2 protein-coding genes are annotated in these 23,230 nt (G+C 74.8%); both read right to left on the bottom strand.

Features of this window, described 5'->3' with window-relative positions:
* Positions 1-74: 74 nt before the first annotated feature.
* On the bottom strand, positions 75-16,664 hold the full coding sequence (locus ACFXPK_RS05510; protein WP_385071939.1) for a type I polyketide synthase: 16,590 nt from the start codon (positions 16,662-16,664) through the stop codon (positions 75-77).
* A gap of 414 nt (positions 16,665-17,078) precedes the next feature.
* Entirely contained in the window at positions 17,079-23,228 is a 6,150-nt protein-coding gene (locus tag ACFXPK_RS05505; protein WP_385071936.1) for an SDR family NAD(P)-dependent oxidoreductase, read from the bottom strand.
* Between the last annotated feature and the right edge of the window lie 2 nt (positions 23,229-23,230).

The raw sequence follows: 23,230 nt of genomic DNA, 5'->3' as shown, positions 1-23,230 counted from the left end.
ACGCGTTGGCCGGACCGGGGGCGGGGCGGTGTCCGCCGGCGCGTGGGTGGGGGCGCCGGCGGACACGAGAGGCCCTAGGCGAGCCCGAGTTCGTTGTCGATGAGGTCGAACATCTCGTCGTCCGTGGAGGTGTCGAGGTCGTCGTCGTCGGATTCGGCGGCGCGTTCGGTGGTGTCCTGGGTGGAGTCGAGCTTCCACTGGAGGGCCTTGAGGCGCTGGGCGAGTCGGGCGCGGTCCTGGTCGTCGAGGGCGGCGCCGCCGACGGCGGCTTCGAGGACGGCCAGTTCGGCGAAGACGGGCCGGCCGGGCTCGCCGGCGTCGGTGCCCAGTTCGGTGCGCAGGTGGCTGACGAGGGCTGCGGGGTCCGGGTGGTCGAAGATCAGGGTGCTGGGCAGGGTGAGGCCGGTCTCGGCGTTGAGCCGGTTGCGGAGTTCGACCGCGGTGAGGGAGGACATGCCGAGGTCGAGGAAGCCGCGGCCGGCGTCGAGGGATTCGGCGGAGGAGTGGCCGAGGACGGCGGCGACGTGGCCGACGACGGTGCGGTGCAGCAGCGCCTGCTGCTGGGGTCCGTCGAGGGCGGCGAGCCTGGCCCGGTAGTCCGCGGGGGCGGCACCGGTGGTGGTGTCGGTGGCGGTCGCCGGGGCGGCGGCGCGGCGGGGGGCCGGGCGGGCGAGGGCGCGCAGCAGCGGGGGCGCCTCGTCGGACCGCAGGGTGCGGGTGTCGAGTCGTACGGGGACGAGTTGGGCGGTGTCGAGGAGGGTGGCCGTGTCGAGGAGGCCGAGGCCCTGTTCGGCGGTGAGGGGGCGGATACCGGAGCGTTCGAGGCGGGCCAGGTCGGCGCCGTCGAGTGTGCCGGTGAGTTCGCTGCGGTCCTCCCAGAAGCCCCAGGCGAGGGAGTGCGCGGTGAGGCCCTGGGCCCGCCGGTGCTGGGCGAGGGCGTCGAGGAAGGCGTTGGCGGCGGCGTAGTTGGCCTGGCCGGGGCCGCCTGCGACGCCGGCGTAGGAGGAGAACATCACGAACGCGGAGAGCTTGAGGTCGCGGGTGAGTTCGTGGAGGTGCCAGGCGGCGTCCGTCTTGGGCCGCAGCACGGTGGTCAGGCGCTGCGGGGTGAGGCCGTCGAGGAGTCCGTCGTCGAGGACGCCGGCCGCGTGGACGACGGCGGTCAGGGGGTGTTCGGCCGGTACGGCGGCGAGGAGGCCGGCCAGTTGGTCGCGGTCGGCGGTGTCGCAGGCGACGACGGTGGTCTCGGCGCCGAGGGCGGTGAGTTCGTCGCGGAGGGCGGTCGCGCCGGGGGCGTCGGGGCCGCGGCGGCCGGTGAGCAGCAGGTGCCGTACGCCGTGGCGGGTGACGAGGTGGCGGGCGACGAGTCCGCCGAGGACGCCGGTGCCGCCGGTGATCAGGACGGTGCCCGAGCCGGTGCCGTCGCCCCAGGGCGCGGTGGCGGCGGGGGCGGGGGCGCCGTCGGGGTGGTCGGCGCGGACCAGGCGGGGCACGGTGACGGTGCCGGCCCGGGCGGCGAACTGGTGCTCGCCGGTGTGTTCGGCGGCGGCGACGGCGGTGACGAGGGCGTCGGCGGACAGGTCCTGGCCGTCGCTGTCGGCGAGGAGGAAGCGGCCGGGGTGTTCGGTCTGGGCGGAGCGCAGCAGGCCCCAGGCGGTGGCGTCGGCGAGGCCGGGGACGGTGTCGTCCTGGCCGGTGGCGACGGCGCCCTCGGTGACGAGGAGGAGCCGGGTGGCGGCGTACCGGGGGTCGCGCAGCCAGTCGGTGGCGAGGGCGAGGGCCCGGTGGGCGGAGGTGTGGGCGGCGGCGGCCGGGTCGTCGCCGGTGTCGTGGCCGTGGGCGGCGACGACGAGGGCGGGCGGTGTGGCCTCGTCCGTGTCGAGGGCCGTGGTGAGGGCGGCCAGGTCGGGGTGGATACGGACGGTGATGCCGGCGCGTTCCAGTGCGGAGGTGAACGGCCCGGGGGCGCCGAGGACCGCCCAGACGCCGCTGGTGTCCGTGGTGCCGGCGGGTGCCGGGGTCCAGACGACGCGGTGCAGGGCGTCGGGTGCGGTGGTCGCGGGGAGGCGGTCGGGGGTGACCGGGCGGGTGGTGACGGTGGCGGTGAGTACGGGGGCTCCGGTGCCGTCGTGGGCTTCCACGGTCCAGGTGGTGTCGTCGCCGGGGGTGAGGCGGACGCGGAGCCGGGTGGCGCCGGTGGCGTGCACGGTGACGTTCCGCCAGGCGGCGGGCAGGCTCGGCGCGGTGGTGTGCGCGGGGGTCGCGGCGAGGGCGAGGAGGCTCTGCAGGAGCGCGGGGTGGACGCGGAAGCGGGCGGCGTCGGTGTGGGCGGTGCCGGGGAGTTCGACGTCGGCGAGGAGGGTGCTCCCGGCGCGCCGCAGGGACCGTACCGCGTGGAACGGCTGGTCGAGGTCGAGTCCGGCGCGGTGGAGGGTGTCGTACGCCTCGTCGGTGTCGTACGTGTCGGCGGCGTCGTCCGCGTCCGGCCAGGTGTCCGGGGAGGCGGGCGCCGGGGTGGTGGTGTCGGTCAGGGTGCCGGTGGCGTGGGTGGTCCAGGGGGTGGCGTGGTCGGGGGTGCGCGGGCGGGAGTGGAGGGTGAAGGCGCGGCCGTCGGCGCCGTCGGTGCCGGCCGCGACGGTGAGCTGGATGTCGACGGCGCCGTCGTCCGGGACGGCGAGCGGAAGCTGTTCGTCGAGTGCGGCGACGACGGGCAGGCCGGTGAGGTCGCCGGCCCGTACCGCCCAGTCGAGGAGGGCAGTGGCGGGGACGACGGCGGTGCCGTGGAGTCGGTGGGCATCGAGCCAGGGCTGGTCGGTGAGGGAGAGGTGGCCGCCGAGGACGGCGCCGCCGTCGGCGAGTCGTACGGCGGTGTCGAGACCGGCCGGGTCGGTCCGGGCGCCGGTCGCCTCCAGCCAGTACCGCTCGCGCTGGAAGGCGTAGGTGGGCAGGTCGGCGGGGTGGCCGTGGGAGACGGCGGGGCGCCAGTCGACGGGCACGCCCGCGACGTGGGCGGCGGCGAGGGCGGTCAGTACGCGGTCGGTGCCGCCGTCGTCGCGGCGCAGCGAGCCGAGGGTGACGGCATCGGCGCCCATGGAGGTGACGGTGTCCTCGATGCCGACGGTGAGGACCGGGTGCGGGCTGCACTCGACGAACACGTCGTGGCCCTGTTCGACGAGGGCGCGCAGGGACTCCTCCAGGCGGACGGTGGAGCGCAGGTTGCGGTGCCAGTAGGGGGCGTCGAGGGCGGTGCCGGGCTGCCAGTCGGCGGTGACGGTGGAGAAGAACGGGATGTCGCCGTCGCGGGGTTCGATGCCGGCGAGGGCGGCGGGCAGGCTCTCGGCGAGCCGGTCGACGTACGCGGAGTGGGAGGCGTAGTCGACGGGGATACGGCGGGCGCGGACGCCCTGGGTCTCGCAGGCGGCGAGGAGGGTGTCGAGGCCGTCGGTGTCACCGGAGACCACCACGGAGGAGGGTCCGTTGACGGCGGCGACGGAGACGCCGGGCAGCTCGGCGAGGAGGGCTGCGACCTCGTCGTGGGGGGCGTTGACGGCGGCCATGCCGCCGTGGCCGGAGAGTTCGCGGGCGATGGCGAGGCTGCGGACGGCGACGATCTCGGCGGCGTCGGTGAGGGAGAGGGCGCCGCTGACGGCTGCGGCGGCGATCTCGCCCTGGGAGTGGCCGAGGACGGCGGCGGGCTTCAGTCCGTGGGCGCGCCACACGTCGGCGAGGGCGACCATCACGGCCCACAGGGCGGGCTGGGCGACGTCGACCCGGTCGAGGGCGGGGGCGCCTTCGGTCTGGCGCAGCACCTCGGTGAGGGACCAGTCGACGTGCGGGGCGAGTGCGTCCTCGCAGGCGGCGATGCGGTCGGCGAAGACCGTCGAGGTGTCGAGGAGTTCGGCGCCCATACCGGCCCACTGGGAGCCCTGGCCGGGGAAGACGAGGACGGCGCGGCGGTCGCGTCCGGCGCCCCGTCCGCCGCTGACGACGTGGGCGGAGGGGCTGTTGTCGGCGAGCGCGGCGAGTCCGGCGCGGAAGTCGGCGGGGTCGGTGCCGACGACGACGGCCCGCTTCTCCAGGAGGGCCCGCCGGGTCACCAGGGAGTGGGCGATGTCGGCCGGCGCGGCGGCGGGGTGGGTGTCGAGATGGGCGAGGAGCGCCTTGGCCTGGCCGCGCAGGGCGGTCTCGCTGCGGGCGGACAGCAGCCAGGGCAGGGGCGCGGCGGCGGGGACGGGTGCGGCGGGGGCCGTCTCCGTACCGGCGTCCGCGGTGCCGGGGGCCTCCGTGACGGCGTCCGTCTCCGTGGCGGTGGCGTCGGCGGGCGCCTCCTCCAGGATGACGTGGGCGTTGGTGCCGCTGATGCCGAAGGAGGAGACGGCGGCGCGGCGCGGCCGGGGTGCGGCGGGGGTGGGCCACGTGGTGGCCTCGGTCAGCAGCCGGACGCCGTCGCCGTCCCAGTCGACGTGCGGGGTGGGCGCGTCGATGTGGAGGCTCTTGGGGAGCGTGCGGTGGCGCAGCGCCAGCACCATCTTCATGATGCCGGCGACCCCGGCGGCGGCCTGGGTGTGGCCGAGGTTGGACTTCACGGAGCCGAGCAGCAGCGGGTGGGCGCCGTCCCGGTCGCGGCCGTACGTGGCGAGGAGGGCCTGTGCCTCGATCGGGTCGCCGAGGCGGGTGCCGGTGCCGTGCGCCTCCACCGCGTCGACCTCGGCCGCGTCGACTCCGGCGTCGGCGAGGGCCTGGCGGATGACGCGCTGCTGGGCGGGGCCGTTGGGGGCGCTGAGGCCGTTGGAGGCGCCGTCCTGGTTGACGGCGGAGCCGCGGATCAGGGCGAGGACCTGGTGGCCGTTGCGGCGGGCGTCGGAGAGCCGTTCGACGAGGAGCAGGCCGACGCCCTCGGAGAAGCCGGTGCCGTCGGCGGCGGCGGCGAAGGGCTTGCAGCGGCCGTCGGCGGCGAGGCCGCGCTGCCGGGAGAAGTCGACGATGATCTCGGGCGACGACATCACGGTGACACCGCCGGCCAGCGCCATGGTGCACTCGCCGCGCCGCAGCGCCTGGAGCGCCATGTGGAGGGCGACGAGGGAGGAGGAGCAGGCCGTGTCGACGGTGAGGGCGGGGCCCTCAAGGCCCAGGGTGTAGGAGACCCGGCCGGAGACGATGCTGTTGGCGTTGCCGTTGTTGACGTATCCGGCGATCTCGTCGGGGACGCGGGTGACCCGCTTGAGGTAGTCGCTGGAGGAGAGGCCCGCGAAGACGCCGGTGCGGCTGCCGCGCACGGAGCGGGGGTCGATGCCGGCGCGCTCGAAGGTCTCCCAGGAGGTCTCCAGGAGGAGCCGCTGCTGCGGGTCCATGGCGAGGGCTTCGCGCGGGGAGATCCCGAAGAAGTCGGCGTCGAAGTCGGCGGCGCCGTGCAGGAATCCGCCTTCGCGGGTACGGGAGCTGCCCTCGTGCTCGGGTACGGCGTCGTACAGCCCGTCGAGGTTCCAGCCGCGGTCGGCGGGGAACGGGGCGATGGCGTCGGCGCCGTCGGCCAGCAGCCGCCACAGCTCTTCGGGCGAGCTGATGTCGCCGGGCAGCCGGCAGGCCATGCCGACGATCGCGAACGGCTCGTCGTCGCCGTGCGCGGCGGGGGCCGGGGCCGGTGCGGTGGGCGACGGGGTCCGGCCGTCGGAGAGTTCGCCGTCGAGGTGGGCGGCGAGTTCGGCGACGGTCGGGTAGTCGAAGACCAGGGTGGCGGGCAGGCGCAGACCGGTGGCGCCGTTGAGGCGGTTGCGGAGTTCGACGGCGGTCAGGGAGTCGAAGCCGAGGTCGCGGAAGGCGCGTCCGGCGTGCAGCAGATCGGGGTCGGCGTGGCCGAGGACGGCCGCCGCGTAGGTCCCGACGAGTTCGCGCAGGGTGGTGAGCCGGTCGTCGGCGGAGAGGCCGGACAGCCGCAGCCGCAGCCCGTCGGTGCCGGCGGTGGCGCCCGCGTCGGCGGTGCGCCGGACCGGGCCCCGGTAGAGGGAGCGCAGCAGGTGCGGTACCTCGTCGGCGGAGGCCCGCAGTTGGCCGGTGTCGAGGCGGACGGGCACGAGGTGCGGGCGCTGCTCGGCGAGCGCGGCGTCGAAGAGGGCCATGCCGTCGGCGGCGGACAGCGGCAGGACGCCGGAGCGGCGGACCCGCGCGAGGTCGGTGGCGTCGAGCCGGTCGGTGAGGGCGCTGGTGTCGGCCCACAGGCCCCAGGACAGGGAGGTGGTGGGCAGGCCGTCGGCGCGGCGCCGGTGGGCGAGGGCGTCGAGGTAGGTGTTGGCGGCGGCGTAGTTGGCCTGGCCCGCGTTGCCGAAGACACCGGCGCCCGCGGAGAACAGCACGAGGTCCGCGAGGTCGAGGCCGCGGGTGAGGCGGTCGAGGTGGCGGGCGGCGTCGGCCTTCGGGGCGAGTACGGTACGCAGCCGCTCGGGGGTGAGGGATTCCAGGACGCCGTCGTCGAGGACACCGGCGGCGTGCACGACCGCGGTGAGCGGACGGTCGGCGGGTATGGCGGCGAGCACCGCGGCGACCGCGTCGGCGTCGGCCGCGTCGCAGGCGGCGAGCGTCACCTCGGCGCCCAGCTCCTCCAGTTCGGCGGCGAGTTCGGCGCCGCCCGGGGTGTCGGGTCCGCGGCGCCCGGTGAGGACCAGGTGCCGCATGCCGTGCCGGGTGACGAGGTGGCGGGCGAGGATGCCGCCGAGGACACCTGCGCCGCCGGTCACGAGGACGGTGCCCTCGGGGTCCCAGGCGCGCGGCAGGGTGAGGACGATCTTCCCGTAGTGCTTGGCCTGCGCCATGTGCCGGAACGCCTCGCGGGCGTGGCGGACGTCCCAGGTGACGGTGGGCAGCGGGGTGAGGGCGCCGGTGGCGAAGAGGCCGGTGAGGTCGCGGAACATCTCCTGGATGCGGTCCTCGCCCGCCTCGCGGAGTTCGTACGCCTGGTAGAGGGCGACGGCCGGGTGGTCGAGGACGACCTGCTCGGGGTCGCGGACGTCGGTCTTGCCCATCTCGACGAGCCGTCCGCCCGGCGCGAGGAGCCGCAGGGAGGCGTCGATGAAGTCGCCGGCCAGGGAGTTGAGGACGACGTCGACGCCGTGTCCGCCGCTGGTGGCGCGGAAGCGGTCCTCGAAGCCGAGGGTGCGGGAGGAGGCGAGGTGGTCGTCGGCCCAGCCGTCGGCGCGCAGCAGGGCGCGCTTGTGGTCGCCGGCGGTGCCGTAGACGTCGGCGCCCCAGTGCCGGGCGAGCTGGGCGGCGGCCATGCCGACACCGCCGGCCGCCGCGTGGACGAGGACGGACTCGCCGGCTTCGAGGCGGGCGAGGTCGCGCAGCCCGTAGTAGGCGGTGAGGAAGGCGACGGGCACGGAGGCGGCCTGGGTCCATGTCCAGCCGTCGGGGACGGGCGCGACCATGCGGGCGTCGGCGACGGCGTGGGTGGCGAAGCCGCCGGAGACCAGGCCCATCACCCGGTCGCCGGGGGCGAAGCCGGTGACGTCCGCGCCGACGGCGGTGACCACACCGGCCGCCTCGGCGCCGAGGAGCACGGCGGGGCCCGGGTACATGCCGAGGGTGTTGAGGACGTCGCGGAAGTTGAGTCCGGCGGCCCTCACCTCGATGACCAGGTGTCCGGCGGCGGGCTCTTCGCCCGTCTCGGGGCAGGCCACGATGGAGAGCTTGTCGACGGATCCCTTCTCCGGGATGTCGAGCCGCCAGGTCTCGGCGCCGGCGGGCACGGTGAGGATGTCGGCGGTGCGCGGGCGGGTCAGGCGCGGTGCGTACGCGGCGCCTTCCCGGAGCGCCAGTTGCGGTTCGCCGGAGGCGAGGGCGGCGGGCAGCGCCGCCCAGGAGTCGTCGTGGACGTCGAGGTCGGCGAGGACGAGACGCCCCGGGTGCTGGGACTGGGCGGAGCGCACCAGCCCCCAGACGGCGGCGCCGCGCAGGTCGCGGGCGGGGTCACCGGCGCCGGTGGCGACGGCGCCGCGGGTGACGACGACCAGCGGGGTGCCGTCGGTACGGTCGTCGGCGAGCCAGCCCTGCACGGCGGCCAGCACCTCGTCGAGGACGGCGTCCGGCACATCGGCCCGCGGCTCCCCGTCGGCCTCGGTGTTCCCGTCGGCCGTGGACTCCCCGTCGGCTGCGGCGCCCGCGAGGAGCACGGCCACGGAGGGGAGTTGGCCGGTGGTGTCGAGGTACTCGGTGAGGTCGCCGAGGACGGGCAGCGGGGTGCCACCGGCGCCGGGGGCATCGGCGGGGGCGCCCAGGGCGGCCCAGCCGGTGACGGGCGGCGCGGCGGCCGGCGGGGTGAGCGGCGTCCAGTCGAGGCGGAACAGCCAGTCGCGGGCGGCGCGGGCGGACGGGTCGAGGGTCTCGGCGGCGACCTCGCGCACGGCGAGGCCCGCGATGACGGCGACCGGGGCGCCGGTCGGGTCGGTCATGTGGACGGTGACGGTGTCCTGGCCCGCCGGGGAGACACGGACGCGCAGCGCGGTGGCACCGGTGGCGTGCAGGGCCACACCGGACCACGCGAACGGCACCACGGTACGGCCGTCCTCGCTCCCCGGGGTGAGGTTGGCGGCGTGCAGGGCGGCGTCGAGGAGCGCGGGGTGGATGCCGAAGCGTCCGGCGTCGCCGCGTACCTGCTCGGGCAGGACGACCTCGGCGAACATGTCGTCGCCGCGGCTCCAGGTGGCGCGGACGCCCTGGAAGACGGGCCCGAACTCGTAGCCGCGCCCGGCGAGAAGGTCGTAGAAGCCCTCGGAGGCGACGGCGGTGGCGCCGTGCGGCGGCCATACGGTGAAGTCCTCGGCCCGTTCCACGGCGGGCGCGCCGGGCTCGGTGAGGCTGCCCTGGGCGCGCAGGGTCCACAGGTCCTCGGTGTCGCCGTCGGGGCCGGTGGCCCGGGTGTGCACGGTGACGGGGCGCCGGCCGGTCGCGTCGGGTCCGGCGACGCCGATCTGGACCTGGACCTCGCCGCGTTCCTGGAGGACGACGGGGGCCTGGAGGGTGAGTTCGTCGATCTGGCCGCAGCCGAGGGTGTCACCGGCGCGGATCACGGACTCCACGAGCGCGGTGCCGGGGACGATGACGGTGCCGGACACGGCGTGGTCGGCGAGCCACGGGTGGGTCCGCAGGGACCAGCGGGCGGTGGCCACCAGGCCGTCGCCGCCCGCGAGTTCCACGGAGGCGCCGAGCATCGGGTGGTCGGGCGAGTCGAGCCCGGCGGAGCTGACGTCGCCGCCGAGATCGGCGAAGCGCGGCCAGTAGTGCTGCCGCTGGAAGGCGTAGGTGGGGAGGTCGACGCGGTGCGGCCGGGTGTCCTCGTAGAAGACGTCCCAGTCGATGTCGGCGCCGAGCGCCCAGACCTCACCGAGGGAGAGCGTGAAGCGCTCCAGACCACCCTCGTCACGCCGCAGCGTACCCACGACACCGGCGCGGGCGCCCGCGTCCTCGATGGTCTCCTGGACACCGGTGGCCACCACCGGATGGGCGCTCACCTCCACGAACACCTGGAAACCGTCCGCGAGCAGCGCACGCGTCGCCGCCTCGAACTCCACCGTCCCCCGCAGGTTCCGGTACCAGTACGAACCGTCCAGCTCGGCCGTGTCGACGACCTCACCGGAGACGGTCGAGTAGAAGGGCACACCGCCGGAGAGAGGCGTCACCGGAGCGAGCAGTTCGGCCAGCTCCTCCTCGATGCGCTCGACATGGGCGGAGTGGGACGCGTAGTCCACCGCGACCCGACGGGCCCGTACACCCGCCTCGTCACACTGCGCGACAAAAGCGTCCAGCGCGTCCGCGTCCCCCGAGACGACCACCGACGACGGACCGTTCACCGCCGCCACACCGATCCGACCCTCGAACCCGCCCAGCAGCCCCCGCACATCCTCCACACCACGAGCAACCGACACCATGCCACCGAGTCCGGACAACGCACGCAGCGCCTGCGAACGCAGCGCCACCACCCGCGCCCCGTCCTCCAACGACAGACCACCCGCCACCACAGCAGCCGCGATCTCACCCTGCGAATGCCCCACCACCGCGCCGGGCACCACACCCCGCGACCGCCACACCTCCGCCAACGACACCATCACCGCCCACAACGCAGGCTGCACCACATCCACCCGCTCCAACGACACAGCACCCTCAACACCCCGCAGGACATCAAGAAGCGACCAGTCCACGAACGAGTCCAGCGCGGCGGCACACTCCGCGACACGACCGGCGAACGCCGGTGACGTGTCGAGGAGTTCGACGGCCATGCCCACCCACTGCGAGCCCTGACCCGGGAAGACGAAGGCGACCGCGCCCGCACCTTCACCGGACAGGCCCTCGACCACGCGGGGGGAGGCTTCGTCGGCGGCGAGCGCGTCGAGTCCGGCCAGGAACTCCTCCGTGTCCTTGCCGACGACGACGGCACGCCGGTCCATGGCGACACGGGTGGTGGCGAGGGTGTGGGCGACGTCCAGCGCGCCCGCGCCCGACGCACGTACCGACTCCGCCAGCCGCGCGGCCTGCTCCCCCACCGCCGCACGCGACTTGCCCGACACCAACCACGGCAGCACACCGGCAGCACCGGCCGAGGGCTCCACCGCGATCGGGTCCTCGGCGGGCGCCTCCTCCAGCACCAGATGGCCGTTGGTGCCGCTGATGCCGAAGGAGGAGACACCGGCTCGGCGCGGGTGGTCCGTCTCGGGCCAGGGGGTGGCCTCGGTGAGCAGGCGGACCGCGCCGCTCGACCAGTCGACCACGGAGGTCGGGTTGGTGATGTGCAGGCTCCTGGGCAGCACGCCGTGGTGCATCGCCAGGATCATCTTCATCATGCCGGCGACGCCCGCGGCGGCCTGGGTGTGCCCGATGTTCGACTTCAGGGAGCCGAGCAGCAGCGGCTGTTCCGGGGCACGGCCCTGGCCGTACGTGGCCATGATGGCCTGTGCCTCGATCGGGTCGCCGAGTGGCGTGCCGGTGCCGTGCGCCTCGACCACGTCGACCTCGGCGGCGGTGAGACCCGCGTTGGCCAGGGCCTGGCGGATCACACGCTGCTGGGAGGGGCCGTTGGGCGCGGTCAGGCCGTTGGAGGCCCCGTCCTGGTTGAGGGCGGACCCCCGGACGACGGCGAGGACCGGGTGGCCGTTGCGGCGGGCGTCGGAGAGCCGCTCCAGCAGCACCAGGCCGACGCCCTCGGCGAAGCCCATGCCGTCGGCGCCCTCGGCGAACGCCTTGCAGCGGCCGTCGGCGGCGAGACCGCGCTGCCGGGAGAACTCGACGTACGGCTCGGGCGTGGACATGACCGTGACACCGCCGGCGAGGGCCATGGTGCACTCGCCGGTGCGCAGCGACTGGAGGGCCAGGTGCAGGGCGACCATGGAGGAGGAGCAGCCGGTGTCCATGGTGACGGCGGGGCCCTCGAAGCCGTACGTGTAGGAGAGGCGGCCCGACGCGATGCTGGAGGCGTTGCCGGTCATCAGGTGGCCGGCCAACTGCTCCTGGGCCGCGGCGCCGCCGAGGCGGACCTGGTAGTCGGTGGTGATGCTGCCGACGTACACGCCGGTGGCGCTGTTGCGCAGGGTCTCCGGATTGATGCCGGCGCGCTCGAAGGTCTCCCAGGAGGTCTCCAGGAGGAGCCGCTGCTGCGGGTCCATGGCCAGCGCCTCGCGCGGCGAGATCCCGAAGAAGGCCGGGTCGAATCCGGCGACGTCCTGGATGAAGCCGCCTTCACGGCTGTACGTGGTGCCCTGCTTCTCGGGGTCGGGGTCGTACATCGAGTCGAGGTCCCAGCCGCGGTCGTCGGGCGGGGTGGACACGACGTCGAGTTCGGCCGCCATGAGGTCCCAGAGGTCCTCGGGCGAGGTGACCCCGCCGGGGAAGCGGCAGGCCATGGCGACGACGGCCATGGGCTCGTCGGTGACGCCCGCGGCGACCACGACCGGGGCGGCGGCCGGCCGGCGTTCGTCGCCGAGCAGCAGGGTGCGCAGGTGGGCGGCGACGGCGGTGGTGTTGGGGTAGTCGAAGAGGAGGGTGGTGGGGAGCTTGACGTCGGTGGCGGTGGTGATCCGGTTACGGACCTCCACGGCGGTCAGCGAGTCGAAGCCGAGGTCCTTGAAGGCGCGGTTCACGTCGACGGCGTCCGCCGAGGAGTGGCGCAGCGCGGTGGCGACCTCCGCCCGGACCAGGTCGGTGAGGAGGCGGTCCTGTTCGGCGGGGGCGAGGCCGCGGAGCCGGTCGCGCAGGGCGTGGGTGTCGGGCGCGGTGGCGGCGGCCGACTCCAGGGCGCGGCGGACCTCGGGCAGGTCGCCGACGAGCGGGCTGGGCCGGGCGGCCGTCATCACGGAGGCGTAGGACTGCCAGTCCACGTCGAGGACGGTGGCGTGGGCGGCGCCCTCGGCGACGGCGGCGCGCAGCGCGGCGACGGCGGTGCCGGGAGCCATGGGGGTGAGGCCGTCGTGGCTCATGCGGTCGGCGAGCACATCGGCGGTGGCCATGCCGGCGTCGGCCCAGGGGCCCCAGGCGACGGAGGTGACGGGCAGGCCCTCGGCGCGCCGCTGTTCGGCGACGGCGTCGAGATAGGCGTTGGCGGCGGCGTAGTTGGCCTGGCCGGCGTTGCCGAGGACGCCGACGATCGACGAGAACAGCACGAACATGGCCGGCGCGTGGTCACGGGTCAGTTCGTGGAGGTTCGCGGTGCCGAGGGTCTTCGGGCGCAGGACGGCGTCGAAGCGGTCCAGGGTGAGGGCGTCGAGGACACCGTCGTCGAGGACACCGGCGGCGTGTACGACACCGGTGAGGGGCAGGTCGGCGGGGAGCGAGCCGAGGAGGCGGGCGAGCTGGTCGCGGTCGGCGATGTCGCAGTCGGCGACGGTGACCCTGGTTCCCGTCTCCTCCAGTTCGCCGACGAGTTCGGCGACGCCGGGGGCGTCGGCGGCACGGCGGCTGGTGAGGACCAGGTGCCGGGCGCCGGAGGCGGCCAGCGAGCGGGCGACGTGGGCGCCGAGGGCGCCGGTGCCGCCGGTGATGAGAACGGTGTCGTGGTCGCCCCAGCCGCCGATGCCGTCGTCGTCGGACGGCACGGTGCCGGTGGCGTCGGTGGCACCCGTGGTGGTGGCCGGGTCCGGCAGCGGCATGCGGGCGAGGCGCCGGGTGTACGCGCCCGAGGGGCGTACGGCGATCTGGTCCTCGGCGCCGCCGAGGAGGGCGGCGAGGCGGGCCAGGGTCCGGGCGTCGGGCTCGGCGGGCAGGTCGACGAGGCCGCCCCAGGTGTCGGGGAGTTCGAGGGCGACGGCCCGGCCGAAGCCCCAGGTCTCGGCCTGGACCGGCGAGGTCAGCGGGTCACGGCTGTCGACCGCGACGGCGGCGCGGGTCAGGGCCCACATCCGGGCCTCGGTGCCCGACAGGGCGTGCACCAGGTCCTTGGCCGTCGCGAGGCCGCGCGGCACGGCGGGGTGGTCCGGGTGCGGACGCTCGTCCAGCGCGAGCAGCGAGAGCACGCCGGCGACCCCTTCGCCGCCGGTGAGGGCGGTGAGGGCGGCGATGTCCTCGTCGCCGGTGAGGTCGTGGCGTTCGACGCGCAGGCCGCGTGCGGTCAGGGCGTCGAGCACGGCGGACACCCAGGGGTCGTCCGCGTGGCCCGAGGGTACGAGCGCGGGCCAACGGCCCTCCGGGGTGGCCCCGTCGGCGCCGGTCAGGGTGGTCCAGGTGACGCGGTAGCGCCAGGTGTCGAGGGTGGAGCGCAGGGTGCGGCGGCGTCGCCAGGTCGCCAGGGCGGGCAGCAGCGTGCCGAATGCCTCGACGTCGTCGCCGGTGACCTCCAGGACGGAGGACAGGCGGGTGATGTCGCCGCTCTCGACGGCCGCCCAGAAGTCGCCGTCGGCGGCGTCCCCGGTGGAAGCGGCGGCGGCCGACTCGGCGGGGGTGAGCCAGTACCACTCACGGCGGAAGGCGTAGGTGGGGAGGTCGACGCGGTGCGGCCGGGTGTCCTCGTAGAAGACGTCCCAGTCGATGTCGGCGCCGAGCGCCCAGGCCTCACCGAGGGAGAGCGTGAAGCGCTCCAGACCACCCTCGTCACGCCGCAGGGTACCCACGACTCCGGCGCGGGCGCCCGCGTCCTCGATGGTCTCCTGGACACCGGTGGCCACCACCGGATGCGCGCTCACCTCCACGAACACCTGGAAACCGTCCGCGAGCAGCGCACGCGTCGCCGCCTCGAACTCCACCGTCCCCCGCAGATTGCGGTACCAGTACGAACCGTCGAGACCCGCGGTGTCGATCAGTTCGCCGGAGAGGGTCGAGTAGAACGGGACCGCGCCGGAGCGGGCCACGACGGGAGCCAGCAGTTCGGCCAGCTCCTCCTCGATGCGCTCGACATGGGCGGAGTGGGAGGCGTAGTCCACCGCGACCCGACGGGCCCGTACACCCGCCTCGTCACACTGCGCGACAAAGACGTCCAGCGCGTCCGCGTCCCCCGAGACGACCACCGACGACGGACCGTTCACCGCCGCCACACCGATCCGACCCTCGAACCCGCCCAGCAGACCCCGCACATCCTCCACACCACGAGCAACCGACACCATGCCGCCCAGCCCGGACAACGCACGCAGCGCCTGCGAACGCAGCGCCACCACCCGCGCCCCGTCCTCCAACGACAGACCACCCGCCACCACAGCAGCCGCGATCTCACCCTGCGAATGCCCCACCACCGCGCCGGGCACCACACCCCGCGACCGCCACACCTCCGCCAACGACACCATCACCGCCCACAACGCAGGCTGCACCACATCCACCCGCTCCAACGACGCAGCACCCTCAACACCCCGCAGGACATCAAGAAGCGACCAGTCGACATGCGGATCCAGCGCGGCGGCACACTCGGCGATTCGGGACGCGAACACAGGTGAGCTGTCGAGGAGTTCGACGGCCATGCCCGCCCACTGCGAACCCTGACCCGGGAAGACGAAGACCACGCCTCCGGTGCCTTCGCCCGTGGTTCCCTCCACCACGGTGGCGGACGAGTCGCCCGCGGCCAGGGCGTCGAGTCCGGCGAGGAGTTCGCCGGTGCCACGGCCGATGACCGCCGCGCGGTGGTCCATGGCGACGCGGGTGGTGGCGAGGGTGTGGGCGACGTCCAGCGCGCCCGCGCCCGACGCACGTACCGACTCCGCCAGCCGCGCGGCCTGCTCCCCCACCGCCGCACGCGACTTGCCCGACACCAACCACGGCAGCACCCCGGCAGCACCGGCAGCACCGGCCGAGGGCTCGTCCACGGCATCGGGCTCGGGCTCGGCGGGCGCCTGCTCCAGGACCAGATGGGCGTTGGTGCCGCTGACGCCGAAGGACGACACGGCGGCGCGGCGCGGGCGGCCGGTCTCCGGCCAGGCGGTGTGCTCGGTGAGGAGCTCGACGCCGCCGTCCGCCCAGTCGGCGTGCGGGGTGGGCGCGTCGATGTGGAGGCTCTTGGGCAGGGTGCCGTGCCGCATGGCCTGCACCATCTTGATGACACCGGCGACACCGGAAGCGGCCTGGGTGTGGCCGGTGTTGGACTTCAGGGAGCCGAGCAGCAGCGGCCGGTCCTCGGGCCGGTCCTGGCCGTACGTGGCGAGGAGGGCCTGTGCCTCGATGGGGTCGCCGAGGGTGGTGCCGGTGCCGTGCGCCTCGACCACGTCGACCTCGGCCGAGGTGAGGCCGGAGTCGATGAGGGCCTGCCGGATCAGCCGCTGCTGGGAGGGGCCGTTGGGGGCGGTCAGGCCGTTGGAGGCACCGTCCTGGTTGATGGCCGAGCCGCGGATGACGGCGAGGACGGGGTGGCCGTTGCGGCGCGCGTCGGAGAGGCGTTCCAGCAGGATCAGGCCGACGCCCTCGGACCAGGCGGTGCCGTCGGCGCCCTCGGCGAACGCCTTGCAGCGGCCGTCGGCGGCGAGACCGCGCTGCCGGGAGAACTCGGTGAACATCTTCGGCGTCGACATGACGGTGGCGCCGCCGGCGAGCGCGAGGGAGCACTCGCCCTGGCGCAGGGACCGTACGGCGAGGTGCAGGGCTACGAGCGAGGAGGAGCACGCGGTGTCGACGGTGACGGCGGGGCCCTCGAAGCCGTACGTGTAGGAGAGGCGGCCGGAGGCGACGGCGACGGTGTTGCCGGTCAGGAGGTGTCCCGCGACTTCCTCCTGGCGGCCCCGGGACGCGCCGTCGTAGTCGCCGTGCCCGGTGCCGACGAAGACACCGGTGGTGCTGCCGGTGAGCGTGTCGGGCACGATGCCGGCGCGCTCCAGCGCCTCCCAGGAGGTCTCCAGGAGGAGCCGCTGCTGCGGGTCCATGGCCAGCGCCTCGCGCGGCGAGATCCCGAAGAAGGAGGGGTCGAACTCGCCCGCCGTGTGGAGGAATCCGCCTTCGCGCGCGTAGGTGGTGCCGAGGTGGGCGGGGTCGGGGTGGAACAGGCGGTCGAGGTCCCAGCCGCGGTTGGCGGGGAAGGCGGAGATGGCGTCGACACCGTCGCGTGCGAGCGCCCACAGCTCCTCGGGGGACCGTACGCCACCGGGGTAGCGGCAGGCCATGGCGACGACGGCGACGGGCTCGCGGTCGCGGTCCTCGGCCTCGCTGAGCTGCTGCCGGGCCTCCTGAAGGTCGGCGACGGCCCGCTTGAGGTACGCGCGGAGCTTTTCCTCGTTCGACATCAGGTAGCCCACCTCTCCATGAGATTCCGGAAAACGCGAAGTTCGGCGAACGGCGATTTCCGAATTCCACGACCCGGCCGTTCCGAAGGCCAGTCTGGCGATCTCGGACTGCGTGTTTCCCTAGAGGATGGGGAAGTTGGCGGTGGCGGGGTCCCGGCGGCGGCCCTGGCGCGGGTGGAGGACTGGGGAATTCCCTCGACTGTTTTCGCTATTCACCGGCGTCCTCGGGCGGGCTCCGGGAATTTCCGCGCGGGCGCGCCCGGCGGCACGGCCGCCGGGCGTGCGGGAGGAGGGGACGGAAGGAGAGGGCAGGAGGAGGGGACGGAAGGAGGGCGGGAGGAGGGGACGGAAGGAGGGCGGGAAGGCCCCGGTGCCGTGGCGGTGCCACGGGCCGGGGCCTTCGACGGGAGGGGGTCAGCCTGCCGGGACGGCCTCCGGCTCCGTTCCGGGCACGTCGGCGGTCTCCAGCGCGGCGAGCCAGCCGTGGAGCAGGTCGGCGGCCGGTCCCGAGTCCTCACGGATGAGGGAGAGGTGGTCGGAGTCCAGGGGCAGGACGTCGGCGCCGGGAACCACCGGGATGTGCAGGCGCTCCGGGTCGGGGGCGGGGACGCCCTCGATGAGCGCCCGCGTGCACTTGATCTCCAGGACGGGTGCGGTGGTGGGGTGTACGTCGAGGGCGTTGAGCAGCACCATCCAGCGGCCCATCGCGGAGAGGCGGGAGTTGGTGAGCCGTACCGGGGAGTCGTCGACGGCGGTGAAGTTGAACTTCATCATGCCGTTGTAGTCGACGCCCTCGTCGCTGTTGTGCTGGATGCTGAGGGTGTCGAGGAGGACGACGGCGGTGGGGCGGATGCCCCAGGTGCTCTCCAGGACGCCCGCCGCCGCGTAGGCGAGGGAGCCTCCCGAGGAGTGGCCGACGAGGACGAAGGGCTTGCCGTCGGCGGCCTGGAGGGCGCTCTCGGCGATGACCCGGGCGGCTGCCCGCGGGTGCGCGGGCAGCGCCTCACCGGTGTTGAAACCGACCAGGGGCAGGGCGGTCACGTCCCGGCGGCCCCGGAGGTGACCGGAGAGCGTGGCGTACTGGTGGACGCCGCCGTTGGCGGTGGGGGCGCTGACACAGACCAGCCGGGTGGGGGCGGGGCCCTCGGCGAGGGTCACCGGCCAGGGCAGGTCCTCCAGTTCGGCGGTGACCTCGAAGGACGGGCGGAGCGCGGCGACGGTGGCGAGCATCCGCTGCGCCTCGCGGAGCTTGCCCTGGGCGAGACCGTCGAGGAACAGACGCTCCATGGAGTCGTTCTCGGTGGGGCCGCCGGCGGCGCCGGTCTGCGGGGCCGCGCCGCCCTGGGCACCGAGTTCGGTGCGCAGCCAGGCGGTGAGGCCGTTCGGGGAGCCGCTGTCGTAGACGATGCTGGCGGGGAGCTGGAGGCCGGTGACGTCGCTGAGCTTGCGCCGCAGCTCGATGCCGATCAGCGAGTCGAAGCCGAGTTCGAGGAAGTCGCGGTCGGGGTCGATGTCGGACGGGTCGGTGTGGCCGAGGAGTTCGGCGGAGCTGTCGATGACCAGGTTCCGCAGCGCCGTCTCCTGTTCGGCCGCGCCGAGGGAGCCGAAGCTCTCACGGAACGAGGCCGCGTCGAGGACCCGGGCGGGGGCCGCGGCGGTGGCGGAGGCGGTGCGGCGCGGGGTGGCGACCAGGCCGCGCATGAGGGGCGGCACCTCGTCGGCGTGGACTGCCGCGGGGGGTGTGCCCAGCGTGGTGGCGACCATGAAGGGTTCACGGCGCGCGAGGGCCGCGTCGAGGAGGTCGAGGGCGCGGTCGCTGGGCAGCGTGTCGATGCCGCGGGAGCGGATCCGCTGCCGGCCGGCCTCGGTGAGGAGGTCACCGGCCATGCCGTCGTCGAGGTCCCAGGCGCCCCAAGCGACGGACAGGCCGGAGAGTCCCTGGGCGACGCGGTGCTGGGCGAGGGTGTCGAGGAACAGGTTGGCGGCGACGTAGTTGGCCTGTCCCGCGCGGGCGGTGACGCCCGAGATCGAGGAGTACAGGACGAAGGCGTCGAGGCCGAGGCCGCAGGTGAGGTCGTGCAGATGCCAGGCGGCGTCCGCCTTGGGCCGCAGGACGTCGGCGAGGCGGTCGGGGGTGAGCGAGGTGATGACGGCGTCGTCGAGGACGCCCGCGGCGTGTACGACGCCGGTGAGGGGGTGCTCGGCGGGAACGGTGTCCAGAAGGGCGGCCAGGGCCTCGCGGTCGGCGACGTCGCAGGCGGCGACGGTGACGTGGGCGCCGGATTCCTCCAGCTCGGCGCGGAGGGCCTCGGCGCCGGGCGCGTCGGGTCCGCGGCGGCCGACCAGCAGGAGCCGGGTGACGCGGTGCCGGGCGACGAGGTGACGGGCGGTGAGGGCGCCGAGGGTGCCGGTGCCGCCGGTGATCAGTACGGTGCCGCCGCGGGCGCCGCCGAACAGGTCGGGCTCCTCGGGTCCGTCCTGCGCGACGGGCTGCGGCAGTTGGGCGAGACGGCCGGCGAGGACGCGTCCGGCGCGTACGGCGGTCTGCGGTTCACCGGTGGCGAGGACGTCGTCCAGGGGCAGCGGGGCGCCGGGTTCGAGGTCGACGAGGTGGAGGGTGCCGGGGTGTTCGCCCTGGGCGGTACGGACCATGCCCCAGACGGCGGCGCCGGCGAGGTTGCCCGCCGGGTCGCCGGGCACGGCGCCGACGACGCCCCGGGCGACGAAGACGAGACGGGCCCCGGCGGGCCGGGGTACGGCCAGCCACTCCTGGAGGAGGGCGAGGGTGGCGCGGGTGGCCTCGTGGGTGGCGGCGGCCTGGTCGTCGCCGCCGTCGGTGACGGGCACGAGGACCGTGGTGCCGTCCTCGGTGACCTCGTCGAGCGAGGTGAGCGTGGTGCCGGTGGAGAAGGGGTCGCTGCCGAGGGCGACGCGCGGGCCGCCGGCGGGCGCGGGGCCCGGCTCGGCGGGGACCCAGTCGAGGCGCAGGAGGCAGGCGCGGTCGGCGGCGCCGGGCCCGAGGAGCCGGGCGGCGGACGAGGGCCGCAGGGCCAGGGACTCGACGGAGAGGACCGGGCGTCCCGCGGTGTCGACGGCGGCGATGGACACGGTGTCCTCGCCGTCCTTGCCGATACGGGCCCGCAGCCGGGTCGCGCCGGAGGCGTGCAGGGTGACACCGGCCCAGGAGAACGGCAGCAGGCCCTGATCGGCGTCCTTGAGGTCGACGTACTCCACGGCGTGGAGGGCGGCGGTCAGCAGCGCGGGGTGCATCCCGAAGAGCGCGGCGTCATCGGCGCGCGCGGGCAGCTCCAGCTCGGCGAAGACGTCGTCGCCCCGGGTCCAGGCGGCGCGCAGGCCCTGGAAGACAGGCCCGTACTCGGTGCGTTCGTAGAAGCCGGCGAGGTCGACGGGGGTGGCGTCGGCGGGCGGCCAGGCCGCCTCGTCGAAGGGGAGATGGTGTCCGCCCGGCACCAGGACTCCGGTGGCGTGCGGGGTCCAGGGCTCGTCGGCGGCGGCGTCGGCGGGCCGGGAGTGGATGTCGAGCGGGCGGCCCCCCGAGGCGTCGGGGGCGCCCACGGCGACCTGGACGGCGACGGCGCCCGCCGGGTCGAGGGCGAGGGGGGTGGTGAGGACGAGTTCCTGCACCCGGCCGCAGCCGACCTGGTCGCCCGCGCGGACGGCCAGCTCCAGGAAGCCGGTGGCGGGGAAGAGCACCATGCCGCCCATGGTGTGGTCCGCGAGCCAGGGGTGGGTGCGCAGACCGACCCGCCCGGTGAGCAGGACTCCGTCGGACCCGGCGAGCGAGACGGCGGCGCCCAGCAGCGGGTGTTCGGTGGGGGTGAGCCCGGCGCCGGGGATGTCGGCGGCGTGGGCGAGCGGGCGGGGCCAGTAACGGCGGTGCTGCCAGGCGTAGGTGGGCACGTCCGTACGGCGGGCGCCGGTGCCGGAGAACCAGGCCGGCCAGTCGACCCGTACACCGGAGACATGCAGTGCGGCGAGCGCGGTGAGCAGGGCGTCCTGCTCGGGACGCTGGGCGCGCAGCGCCGGTACGGCGACACTGTCGTCGCTGTCGAGGGCGCCCCGGGTGAGGGCGGTGAGGACTCCGCCGGGCCCGATCTCCAGGAAGGCGTCGGCGCCCGCCCCGGCGAGGGCGCGGATCCCGTCGGCGAAGCGGACGGTGCCCCGGACATGGCGTACCCAGTACTCGGGGTCGGTGAGCAGACCCGGCTCCGCCAGGGCGCCGGTGACGTTGGAGACGACCGGGATACGGGGCTCCGCGTACGTCAGTCCCTCGGCGACGGCGCGGAAGGCGTCGAGCATCGGCTCCATCAGCGCCGAGTGGAACGCGTGACTGACCGCGAGCCGCTGCGTCTTACGGCCCTCGGCGGCGAACTCGGCCGCCAGGGCGAGGACTTCCTCCTCACCACCGGCGAGGACGACCGACCGGGGACCGTTGACGGCGGCCAGCGCCACCCCGTCGGTGAGCCGGCCGACCATCTCGTCCTCGGTGGCCTGGACGGCCACCATCGCGCCACCGGAAGGCAGTTCCTGCATCAGCCGGGCACGAGCCGACACCAGCGCACAGGCGTCCTCCAGGGAGAACACCCCCGCGACATGCGCGGCAGCGATCTCGCCGATGGAGTGACCGGCCACGAACTCCGGGGTCACACCCCACGACTCGACCAGCCGGTAAAGAGCGACCTCCACGGCGAACAGCGCGGGCTGCGTGTAACCGGTGGTGTCGAGCAGAGGGCTCTCCTCCGCGAACAGCACCTCCCGCAGATCCGCGACCTCCAGACGCTCCAAGACCTCGTCCAGCGCCGCCGCGAACACCGGGAAACGACCGTACAGTTCACGACCCATGCCAGCACGCTGCGAACCCTGACCCGAGAACAGCACCGCCAGCGACCGCTCCACGGCACGCCCCCGCGCCACCTCCACCGGCTCACCCCCGGCACCCGCCAGCAACACCGCACGGTGCTCGAAGGAGGAGCGGCCGGTGGCCAGGGAGTAGCCCAGGTCCAGAGGGTCGGAGCCGGTGGTGGAGGTGATCCGGGCGAGCTGCGCGTCCAGGGCGTCCCGGGTCTTGGCGGACACCGTCCAGGGGACGACGGTGGGGGTGGCGGTGGGCTTCTCCGCCTCGTCCGCCGCGGCCTCCTCCTCCGGTGCCTGCTCGATGACGACATGGGCGTTGGTGCCGCTGATGCCGAAGGAGGAGACACCGGCGCGGCGCGGGCGGCCCGTCTCGGGCCAGGCGGTGCGCTCGGTGAGCAGGCGGACGTTGCCCGCGGTCCAGTCGACGTGGGTCGACGCCTCGTCGATGTGGAGGGACTTGGGCAGGACGCCGCGCCGGATGGCGAGGATGGTCTTGATGACGCCGGCGACACCGGCGGCGGCCTGGGAGTGCCCGATGTTCGACTTCACGGAGCCCAGCAGCAGCGGCCGGTCCTCGGGCCGGTCCTGACCGTACGTGGCGAGCAGCGCCTGCGCCTCGATCGGGTCACCGAGCGGGGTACCGGTGCCGTGCGCCTCGACGGCGTCCACATCGGCCGCGGAGAGTCCGGCACCGGCGAGGGCCTGCCGGATCACACGCTGCTGGGAGGGTCCGTTGGGCGCGGTCAGACCGTTGGACGCGCCGTCCTGGTTGATGGCGGAGCCCCGCAGCACGGCGAGGACCTGGTGGCCGTTGCGGCGCGCGTCGGACAGCCGCTCCAGGACGAGGACGCCCGCGCCCTCGGACCAGCCGGTGCCGTCGGCGGAGTCCGCGAACGCCTTGCAGCGTCCGCTGGTGGAGATGCCGCCCTGGCGGGTGAAGCCGGAGAAGCCCATGGGGGTGGACATCACGGTGACACCGCCCGCGAGGGCGAGGCCGCACTCGCCGCCCCGCAGGGCCTGGGCGGCGAGGTGGATGGCGACGAGCGAGGCCGAGCAGGCGGTGTCGACGGTGACGGCCGGGCCCGCGAGGTCGAAGGCGTACGAGAGGCGTCCGGAGACGACGCTCGCGGTGAGGCCGGTGGTGGCGTGGCCCTCGGCGTCCTCGCGGGAGTTCATGACGACGCCGACGTAGTCGACGCCCGCGGTGCCGACGAAGACGCCCGTCCGGCTGCCGCGCAGCGACACCGGGTCGATGCCGGCCCGCTCCACGGCCTCCCAGGAGGTCTCCAGCAGGATCCGCTGCTGCGGGTCCATGGCGACGGCCTCGCGGGGCGAGATCCCGAAGAAGCCCGCGTCGAAGGCGGCGGCGTCGACGAAGCCGCCCTCGCCGGCGGCGCTGCTGCCGGCGCCCTCGCCGTTCAGGGCGTCGAGGTCCCAGCCCCGGTCGGCGGGGAAGGGCGCGATGCCGTCACGGCCCTCGTCGAGGAGGCGCCAGTAGTCCTCCGGGGAGTCGACCCCGCCGGGCAGCCGGCAGGCCATGCCGACGACGGCGATGGGCTCACGCCGGTGGGCCTCGGCCTCCTCCAGCCGCTTGCGGGTCTTGTGCAGATCGGCCGTGACCCACTTGAGGTAGTCGACGAGCTTCTTGTCATCGGGCATGACGGGGGGAACCTTCCTGTGGTGGATCAAGC

It is taken from the genome of Streptomyces sp. NPDC059142 (assembly GCF_042755665.1).
Lineage (GTDB): Bacteria > Actinomycetota > Actinomycetes > Streptomycetales > Streptomycetaceae > Streptomyces.
This window is presented reverse-complemented; position numbering and strand designations above follow the sequence as displayed.